10 protein-coding genes are annotated in these 8,799 nt (G+C 61.7%); 5 read left to right on the top strand and 5 right to left on the bottom strand.

Features of this window, described 5'->3' with window-relative positions:
* The 4 genes from NTW26_00970 to NTW26_00955 all read left to right on the top strand — a co-directional run.
* A partial coding sequence (locus NTW26_00970) for a BamA/TamA family outer membrane protein (GenBank protein MCX7020846.1) occupies nt 1–1,528 on the top strand: 1,528 nt, incomplete at its 5' end.
* A gap of 179 nt (nt 1,529–1,707) precedes the next feature.
* Nucleotides 1,708–2,514: an ABC transporter ATP-binding protein gene (locus NTW26_00965; protein ID MCX7020845.1), complete on the top strand. Its 807-nt coding sequence runs from the start codon at nt 1,708–1,710 to the stop codon at nt 2,512–2,514.
* 80 nt (nt 2,515–2,594) lie between these two features.
* Nucleotides 2,595–2,957, top strand: coding sequence for a hypothetical protein (locus NTW26_00960; GenBank protein MCX7020844.1), 363 nt, complete (start codon nt 2,595–2,597; stop codon nt 2,955–2,957).
* Between the two features lie 56 nt (nt 2,958–3,013).
* Nucleotides 3,014–4,162, top strand: coding sequence for a saccharopine dehydrogenase NADP-binding domain-containing protein (locus NTW26_00955; protein MCX7020843.1), 1,149 nt, complete (start codon nt 3,014–3,016; stop codon nt 4,160–4,162).
* Nucleotides 4,163–4,275: 113 nt separating this feature from the next.
* Here NTW26_00955 and NTW26_00950 read toward each other — a convergent pair whose 3' ends face one another.
* Complete coding sequence (locus tag NTW26_00950; GenBank protein ID MCX7020842.1) at nt 4,276–5,376, bottom strand: type I restriction endonuclease; 1,101 nt, start codon at nt 5,374–5,376, stop codon at nt 4,276–4,278.
* Nucleotides 5,377–5,580: 204 nt separating this feature from the next.
* Nucleotides 5,581–5,850, bottom strand: coding sequence for a hypothetical protein (locus NTW26_00945; GenBank protein MCX7020841.1), 270 nt, complete (start codon nt 5,848–5,850; stop codon nt 5,581–5,583).
* A gap of 47 nt (nt 5,851–5,897) precedes the next feature.
* Here NTW26_00945 and NTW26_00940 point away from each other — a divergent pair, with 47 nt between their 5' ends.
* Nucleotides 5,898–6,812, top strand: a complete 915-nt coding sequence (locus NTW26_00940) for a DMT family transporter (protein MCX7020840.1) — start codon at nt 5,898–5,900, stop codon at nt 6,810–6,812.
* A 104-nt stretch (nt 6,813–6,916) separates the two neighbouring features.
* On the opposite strand, the gene NTW26_00935 is transcribed toward NTW26_00940, so the two are convergent.
* The 3 genes from NTW26_00935 to NTW26_00925 form a co-directional block, all read right to left on the bottom strand.
* Nucleotides 6,917–8,014 carry an NAD(P)/FAD-dependent oxidoreductase gene (locus NTW26_00935; protein MCX7020839.1) on the bottom strand — a complete coding sequence of 366 codons (1,098 nt, stop codon included), beginning with the start codon at nt 8,012–8,014 and terminating at the stop codon, nt 6,917–6,919.
* 11 nt (nt 8,015–8,025) lie between these two features.
* Nucleotides 8,026–8,349 (bottom strand): (2Fe-2S)-binding protein, encoded by a 324-nt coding sequence (locus tag NTW26_00930; GenBank protein MCX7020838.1) that lies wholly within the window; start codon nt 8,347–8,349, stop codon nt 8,026–8,028.
* 39 nt (nt 8,350–8,388) lie between these two features.
* Nucleotides 8,389–8,799: discoidin domain-containing protein (locus tag NTW26_00925; protein ID MCX7020837.1), on the bottom strand; the 411-nt coding region annotated here is incomplete at its 5' end.

The following is an 8,799-nucleotide window of genomic DNA, read 5'->3' as shown; positions in this document are numbered from 1 at the left end:
GGGACCGCCCACGTTGGTGGAGTCGGTGGACGTCCGCCATGCCGGGCTGGTGGATTTTGGGGAAATATCGGCCGCGATTGGGTTCGAGCCGGGCGACGTCTGGACCCTGACCTACTCCGACACCGTCCGCTTGAACCTGATACGCCTCTTCGCCGAGCACGGCTACCTCTACGCGAACATCCAGGTCGCCGAGGAGCGAGGGGAGCGCCGGGCCAGGCTGACGGCGACCGTGGACGAGGGGCCCCGGGTGATGGTGACCGGCGTGGATATCGAGGGCTTCGAGCCGTTCCTCGAGCGGATCATCCGGCGCGAGATTGTCATCCGCGAAGGGGACTATTTCAAGGCCTCGGACGTCTTCGCCAGCCAGCGCAACATCTACTCCACGGGTCTATTCACCAACGTCAGCTACTCCATCGTCGGCGAGAGCGAGCGGTCGCCCGAGGTCCGCATCCTCTTCGAGGTCGAGCCCGACAAGACGCACTGGGTCGGCTTCGAGCTCGGCTACACTTACTCGGAGAGCACGGGGTCCGGGATCCGCTTCAAGGTTTCCTGGGGCGACAACAACCTCTGGGGCAATCTCCAGCACCTGGAGGTGGGGGCCGATTTCGTCTACGCCTTCAAGACCAGCCGCTTCGAGGGTGAGCTTTACCAGGCCGTTTACCGCGAGCCGTGGCTCATGTCGGTGCGGGGGCTTTCGGGGAGAGTGCGGGTGTACTACGAGCGCGAGCGACGGGACGGCTTCAAGGCCGATTCCTTCGGCGGCGACCTGTCCCTGGAGCAGCGCTTCTACGACTGGCTCACCGGCGCCCTGGGGCTGCGTTTCGAGCGGGTCAACCTCTGGGAGTACGACATCCCGGACCTGCCCCAGGAAGAGGGCTACTCCAACACCAGCGCCCTCTTCGCCCGCGTCGGGGTAGACACCCGCGACAACCCCTTCAACCCCCACTCCGGCGTGTACCTCCTCCCCTACGGCGAGTATGCCGGCGGCTTCCTGGGCGGCGACCACGATTTCTACAAGCTCACCGCGGACCTGTCCGGCCACATCCCCCTGGGCGACTACGTCAGCCTCGCCCTGCGCGGCTACATCGGCCTGGCCGCCCTCCACCACGACACGCAGACGCTGCCCGTTTACGAGCGGTTCTACGCCGGGGGCGCCTACTCGGTCCGCGGTTTTCCCGAACGCAGCCTGGGCCCCCGCAACTCACGGGGCGTGAACCTGGGCGGCGTCGCTTCCCTGGTGGGCAACGCGGAGCTTCGGGTGGACATCCCGGACACCGATTTCTCCCTCGGAATTTTCGCGGACACGGGGATGGTCTGGGGTAAAATCTCCGATATGGACCTGGCCGACCTGGCAGTGGGAGTCGGCGTCGGAGTGCGCTACGTCACCCCCATCGGCCCCGTCCGCTTGGACGTGGGCTTCGTCGTCGCTCCGGGGAATAACGTCGTCATCTCGCCCGACGCGCCGGAGGATTTCAAGGACACCTCCGACAACTGGGAGCTCCACCTGGCCATCGGGCACATATTCTAAAACACGCGTCGCCGCTTACCCTCGTTGCCCGGCGCGCCAATCCGTGCCCGGCCCATGGCGATTTAGTAACGGCCTTGGCCGTCTCGCGGGGGTGGGTATTCAGGCCCGCGAGCGTCCCTCCCCGACGGCTGAACGCGACGCAGGCCGTCTCGATTCACATGTCTATCTCGCATAAATCAATGGTCGAAGAAAATCAATCCGCCGCGATGCCCGACGACAACCTTCTGCGCCTTCGCGGGATCACCGCCGGGTATTCGGCCTCGCATAACGTTCTCCACGGGGTGAACCTCTCCGTGGGGTCTGGCGAATTCGCCGCGCTGGTCGGCCCCAACGGCTCCGGCAAATCCACCCTCCTGGCGGTCGCAGCCGGCTATCTACCGGCACAGGTCGGGGAAGTGACCCTTTGCGGTCGCCCGTTGAATTCCCTGAGCGCGACCGAGAGGGCGAGGACCGTGGCCTGGCTGACCCAGGAGCTCCCGAATGCGCCGGGGTACACGGTCCGCCAGGTGGTCGTTCTGGGGCGGTACAGTTACCTCAAGGATTTCGGCACTTACACTCCCGTTGATGAGTCCGCCGCCGAAGACGCGCTGCGCCGCTGCGACATCGTGCGTCTGGCGGACCGACCGGTCAGCGAGCTCTCGGGCGGCGAGCGCCAGAGGGTCTTTCTGGCCCAGGCTCTGGCCCAGGGCGCACGGCTCATGCTCTTCGACGAGCCGACGAACCACCTCGACCCCGCCTCGCTGTCCTATCTCTTAAAGCTCCTGAAGGAGCTCACCGCCGAGGGTCGGGGCGTCCTCATGGTGACCCACGACCTGAACCTGGCCGCCCGGCACGCCGACCGGATGGCTATCCTCTCGGGCGGTCGGATCGTAGCCTGCGGCGGACCGGAAGAGCTGGTCCGGCCAAAACTCCTGCGAGAGGTGTACGGCGCGGAGATCAACGTCGTCCGCCACCCCGTGGACGGAAAACCGCAGATACTCCTCTGACGGGGCAAGGGGTTTCGCTAGGGCGTTACTCGCTTCGCTCGGTTAAACCCCTTGTCTCCCTTGCGATGATCGGAACCCGCATGGATAAGGAAAGGTGGACGATGAGCCGGGTTCTCTTCGTCACCCTTTGCGGGGCGCTGCTCCTGGCCCTCGGTTTCTCGGCCGCCCTGGCCGGCGTGGACACGACCGACTGGTACTGGGACGCCGCGCTGGGGCTCTACATCTCCTGGGACGACTCCCACCAGGTCTTTTTCATCTACGACCCGAACGCGGACGCGGTCTGGGCCTACGAGCCGAACATGGGGAGTTACTACTTCTACGACCAGGCCGCCGACCGGCTCTACGAGGTGGGGTACGCGGGCGTCGACAACGAGGGGGAGTTGGACCTGGGGACCAACGAGGCGACGGTGGAGATGATGCGGGTAATTTGTAGCCGATGGTAGAATAGCAGCTCCGACGCAATTTATAGTAAAAGCGGCTGTGCCGCCGAGGAGAGCTCATGCGCATCGCCCTGCTGGGCGCCGGCCTCATGGGTCGCGCCGTGGCCCACGACCTTCTCTTGAACTCCGAACCCGATGAGCTGCGCCTGGCCGACGCCGACGAGGCGCGCCTCGACGCTTTGGCGGGACGGCTCGACGACCCACGGCTACGGACCACTCGCCTGGATGCGACCGACGAGCGGGCCGTCACGCGCTGGCTGGAGGGCTGCGACGCCCTGGTCTCGGCCTCGAGCTATCGGCTGAACCTCGGCCTGGCGCGGGCGGCCATTTCCGCGAAAACCCACTTCGTGGACATGGGCGGCAACTCGGATGTCGTCGCCCGGCAGCTGGCCCTGGACGACGAGGCGAAAAAGCGCGGCGTGACGGTCATCCCCGACATGGGCCTCGCCCCTGGGCTGGTCAACGTCCTGGTCCGGCGCGCCGCGGAGCTTACCGACCGCCTGGATACCGTCCGCCTCCGCGTGGGCGGCCTGCCGCAAACCAAGCACGGCGAGTGGAACTACGAGCTGGTCTTCTCCGCCGAGGGGCTGATCAACGAGTACCGGGAACGATGCATCGTCCTGCGGGATGGAAAAACGGTTACCGTGCCGCCGCTGACCGAGGTCGAAACGGTCCTCGACCCAGAGCTGGGCGAGCTGGAAGCCTTCCACACCTCGGGCGGCTCCAGCACCCTGCCCCAGACTTTCGCCGGGATGGTCCGTTCCCTGGAATATAAAACGCTGCGCTACCCCGGGCACGCCCGGCTGGTGAGGGCGCTTTTCGAGCTGGGCCTGGACGGCGAGGAAGTGGTGGAGGTGGACGGGCGGAGTGTCAAGCCGCGCCGTCTCCTGGAGAAGCTCATCGCGGAAAAGTTGGCGGGCGAGGGGCGGGACCTGGTGGTCCTCCACGGCGAGTTCACCGGCGAAAAGGACGGCAAGCCGCTGACGATTTCCTGCCGACTGCTGGACTACGCCGACGGGAAAACGGGGCTCACGGCGATGATGCGCTGCACCGGCTTCCCGGTGTCGGTCACGGCGCGGATGCTGGCCGACGGCCGGATTACGGAGCGCGGCGCCCTGCCCCCGGAGCGGGCCATCCCCGCCGTCGAGCTGCTCGCCGAGCTCGACCGCCGGGGCATTTCCATTCCGTTCACGGAGAGCTTTTCGTAAGGCCGGGCTCCGGCTGTCTATTCCTGCCCGCCACGTTTACGATTAAAACCCCGGCCAAAACTAAAATCAAGGGAGCCGCGAGGCTCCCTTTTATTATTTTACTTTAATAACGCTTACTGTGTTGTTTCCGTTGTCTCCGTTGTTTCCGGCTCTTGGTATGAACATACGACTGCAAGTAGCTTGTCTTTTATTGCATAGATATCTGATAAATCGTTGATTGCAATCTTTTCCATATTCTTTTCACTGTCAAACACACCAATTTGTTTCTGAGCACTGTTGAAGTAAAACCGGCAGATTGGCTTGCGATTATTGTCATCAAATAAAACCGAACAGTATGACTTTGAATCACGAAGTACGATCCTCGAAGGAGTACAAACCTGATATAGAAGTGCCCTTGTTATGTGGAATGCTTCAATCTCTTCGTCTGTCGTAACAACCGAACTTCCTACAGTTTGTTGACTGCGAATCTCTTGTTCGATGCGTTCTTCCTGTTGCTTTGCCGATTCAAGCCGCTGGTTAATTCGGTCGTTAATGAAGTCAGTAATCGCCTTTTTCAGCAGGTCTGTGAACAAACCTACTTGTTTTTTACTTAGGTTACCTTCCTTTACCCGCCTTGCAAAGAATTTGACTAAGTCATCATGCGGTTTTTTTATTTGATCGCCGAAAATATCCTTGAATTCTTTCAGATATTTTAGTTCTTGGGCTTTTATAAGCAGTACCTCAATGTTAAACTTCCCCTTAAAGAAATATTCTTCCAGGAAGTCAATCTTTTCTTTATCATCAGGAAGCACGCGTATATCAAAGGCTAGAAATGGACTCGAATCCATGTTGTTTGGCGAAGCAAACTCACTAAAAAAACGGTAGTATACTCCATTTGTAAAGATAGCAATTTTTGCATCAGTCACATTATAGTATCTCCTTAACTGGTTGGGATCCTCTTTATCAATGTCTGATTTAGCTGGTTTTGCTTCAATAAGAATTATTGGCTTACCATTCATCATGATTACATAATCTACGCGTTCACCCTTTTTAGCACCAATATCTGCCGTAAACTCGGGCACGACTTCTTTTGTCGTATTGAAGATGTCATATCCTAACATGCTGATAAATGGCAGAATAAAGGCTTGTTTTGTTGCTTCCTCGGTCTCGGTATCGGGCAGATTATCCTTCACCCGCTGAGAAAGAACTTTGAGCTTATCAGTAAAATCTGACATCTGTTCTCCTTAGTGTGATGGTATGATCAAACATGTACTTAGATGGGTTACCGTAGGCCGGTGCAACGGCCGGTGTCGGAGGCGTCGAGGGTTAAGCGACGCGCTCTTATCTTATTTGCGCGATTTCCCGTCTAATTTTGATTTCCCATACGATAAACTTTTTCTTAACAACTATTTAGAGTTTAAATAATTTTCAAACCAAAGTCAAAAAAATTCTCTGAAATTGTAACCGGCGACGCCCAGCAGGCTGGCGGCGACGATTTTCCAGGGGTGCCCTTTAACGAGCGTTACGAAATCCCGTCGGCGGCGGACGAGGTACGCAGCGCAGACAAGCCACACCGGGAAAAAGCGCAGCAGGACAGTCGCACCGGGTGAAAGGGTCGAGAGGCCGAACTTCAGCGCGGCGAAGGCCCCGCTCCAGACCAGCGCCACGCCGCACATCACCAGAAAAGCCGGACCTCGCTCCTTCGACATGGCCGCATGCTACCAAAAAAGACTCCCCGCGACCACAGAAACCGCACATGGTAAAACCGGCAAAAACCCTCGCCTACCTGGCTCTCGTCGCCCAGACGCTCATCTCCGCGGGTACGTACATCCTGGGCAAGTACGCCGTGGCGGAGTTGGAGCCGCTCAGCCTCTGTTTCATGCGCTTCGGGGGCGCGGCGCTCATTCTCCTCGCCGTCTGCGCGCTGAAGGGCGTGGACCTGCGCGTAAAAAAGGAGGAGCTGCCGCAATTGATCGGCCTCGGAGTCCTGGTGGTGTCGGCCGATCCGCTCCTCTTTCTCTACGGCCTGCGGCTCTCCACCCCGGCCCAGATCAGCCTCCTTTACCCCTTGACGCCGGTTTTCGTGCTCATCATCGCCGGCCTGCGCGGCCTGGAGAGGCCCGGGCGGCTCCGCTGGCTCGGCGTGGTCCTCTCCCTCGCCGGGGTGAGCCTGTTCCTGACACAGAAAGGCTTGAATTATCAGACCGAACACCTGTTCGGCGACCTTCTGGTTCTGGGGGCCGTGGCGAGCTGGGCGCTTTACACGACTTTCTCAAAGCCCCTCGTGGAGCGGCGCGGGACGCTGGCGGCGCTGACCCTGGCCGTCTGCGCCGGTATGGTTCTCTTCACCCCCATCGGCCTCACGGCTACTCTCACCGCCGACTTCTCCACGGTGAGCCGGCTGGCCTGGCTCGGCCTGGCGTACCTCATCGTCCTTACCGTCGTGGTGGGCTATTTCTTTTGGAACTACGCCCTGGGGCGCCTGGATGCGAGCCAGGTGGCGGTCATGGCCAACGGCCAGCCCATCGCCACCACGATTCTCGCCGCCCTGTTCGTCGGAGAGCAGATTACCCTCTGGTTTGTCATCGGTGGCGTCATCACCCTCACCGGCGTAACAATTGCCCAATTGAGCGGCAGAAAGCGGGGCGCGGTCGCGCAACCGACGTCCTGACGCGAAAATTCAGGCGTTTACCCCTATCCCTTTAGAGGGTAATAAAATGGGCGGACTCGAAGGTCCGCCCTTACGTTTAAGCACCGCGCAACCGCCCGGCCGCGTCAGCTGATAAGGACCTTTTCCAGCCCGGCGCGGATGTGCTTCGAGATGGGCCCGGAGCGCAGTTCGACGAGCTGGCGCTCCAGTTCCACCATCCGGGCCGTGTACTCGGTCAAAGGCATCTTCCCCAGCTTGCACGCGGCGTCAATGCCGGCGACGCGCCCCTCTATCATGGCGCTGGTGGCCTCCTCGACCCCCGCGCAGTCCCCCGCCACGTAGAGCCCCGGAACGGTGGTTTCCCCGGTCCTTTTCCTCTTCGGCACCCATCCGCCGAATTCGCCCACGTAAAAGTGTTCGGCCCCGGCCATGCGCGCCAGCGTGTTCTGCGGCGAGAGCCCCACGGCCAGGCAGATGGCGTCGCACTTTATTTCACGCTCCGTGCCGGGAATCGGCACCCAGCCGGAATGTTTGACGATCTCCGCGCCGGTGACCCGGTCCTCCCCCAGCGCCCGCTTTATCGTGTGGTTGACCAGAATCGGCACCCCGGCGCGACGAAGCTTGCTGGCGTGGACCTGGTAGCCGCCGTAGGTGGGCAGCCCCTCGACCACCGCCGCCACCGAGCACCCCGCCTGGATGAGCTGGTAGCTGACTATCAGGCCGATGTTGCCCGCCCCGACCATGAGCAGGCGCTCCGCGGGGAGGACGCCGTGGACGTTCATCAGGGTCTGCACGGCGCCGGCGCCGTAAACCCCCGGCAGGTCGTTGCCGGGGAAGGCCAGGAACTTCTCCGACGCCCCGGTGGCGATGACGGTTTTATCCGGCTTGAACTTGTGGTAACTCCCCGCCCGGTCCACGGTCACCACGCCGTCGGGGTATACGCCCAGGACGCGCGAGTCGTGCCAGAGCACGACGTTGGGATATTTGGCGAGGTCTTCGTAGAGCTTTTCGCCGATGCTATAGCCCCGGGTCCCGGCGAGCTGGAGCTTGCTGCCGAAGAACTTGTGGGTCTGCTTGACGAGCTGGCCGCCTGGTGCGGGTCCGTCGTCCACGACGAGGATTTCGAGTCCGAAGGGCGCCGCCTCGACCGCCGCGCACAGGCCCGCGGGGCCGCCGCCCACTATCAGGAGGTCCAGCGGCTGGGGCCGGTGGATGGGCTCCATGGAGAATGCGCTCACCGGGCCCCCCCTTCCACCAAGAGGTGCCCCTTGTCGTACTGGCGCTGGACGGCCATGCCCTCCTTCAGCGGGGTGACGCAGACGCGGGTGTTGGGCACGCCGTCCACGACCATCAGGCAGCTCGAGCAGTTGCCGATGGCGCAGAAGAAGCCCCGGGGGCGCTTTTCCTTGATCGAGTAGCGCAGGATGCGGACGCCGGAGTCGTGGAGCGCGGCGGAGACGGGCTCGCCCTCGTACCCCCAGAGTTCCTCGCCGTCCAGGGTGAACCGCACCCGTCGGCCCAGCTTGAACTGCAAAATGGGGTGATCGGTGATTCTCATCGGCCTCGTCCTTGGGGAATCAAACGAATCGCGGGGTTTCTAATAACCTTCCAGGTAGTTGATCGTCAGCTCGCTGACGGCCGTATCCGCCCACCGCTCGCCGGGGTAAACGTCCAGGAGCGTCAGCCGAAGCCAGCTCACCGTCCGCGCCTCGTCCAGATAGATGACCTGGGCGAACGGGGCGTCCTCCAGCGCCTTCTCGACGGCGGTTCCGTCGGAGAATTCCAATCTTACCCGAGACGGCCGACCGTTGGCGCGCCAGACCTCCGGCGAGGCGCAGTACCCCGGCAGGACAGCCACGTTGCGTACTTCCGTCGGCACCCCCAGTTCGAGGGTGAGCGATTCTCCGACGCCGTTACTTTCCACCCCCTCGACCCAGGCGGTGCCGATTTCACCGTCAATAACGCGAGCGGGAGAGCAGTCGGCGGGGTCGTCGGCCAGGTAACTGCT

This window comes from bacterium (genome assembly GCA_026398675.1).
Taxonomy (GTDB): Bacteria; RBG-13-66-14; RBG-13-66-14; order RBG-13-66-14; family RBG-13-66-14; genus RBG-13-66-14.
Note: the sequence above shows the minus strand (reverse complement) of the source record. Positions and strands in the feature narration are given on the sequence as shown.

What these genes read in the sequence shown, in the direction of transcription:
- NTW26_00965 (MCX7020845.1), top strand. Translation starts at nt 1,708, where the DNA reads ATGGTCGAAGAAAATCAATCCGCCGCGATGCCCGACGACAACCTTCTG.
- NTW26_00960 (MCX7020844.1), top strand. Translation starts at nt 2,595, where the DNA reads ATGGATAAGGAAAGGTGGACGATGAGCCGGGTTCTCTTCGTCACCCTT.
- NTW26_00955 (MCX7020843.1), top strand. Translation starts at nt 3,014, where the DNA reads ATGCGCATCGCCCTGCTGGGCGCCGGCCTCATGGGTCGCGCCGTGGCC.
- NTW26_00950 (MCX7020842.1), bottom strand. Translation starts at nt 5,376, where the DNA reads ATGTCAGATTTTACTGATAAGCTCAAAGTTCTTTCTCAGCGGGTGAAG.
- NTW26_00945 (MCX7020841.1), bottom strand. Translation starts at nt 5,850, where the DNA reads ATGTCGAAGGAGCGAGGTCCGGCTTTTCTGGTGATGTGCGGCGTGGCG.
- NTW26_00940 (MCX7020840.1), top strand. Translation starts at nt 5,898, where the DNA reads ATGGTAAAACCGGCAAAAACCCTCGCCTACCTGGCTCTCGTCGCCCAG.
- NTW26_00935 (MCX7020839.1), bottom strand. Translation starts at nt 8,014, where the DNA reads ATGGAGCCCATCCACCGGCCCCAGCCGCTGGACCTCCTGATAGTGGGC.
- NTW26_00930 (MCX7020838.1), bottom strand. Translation starts at nt 8,349, where the DNA reads ATGAGAATCACCGATCACCCCATTTTGCAGTTCAAGCTGGGCCGACGG.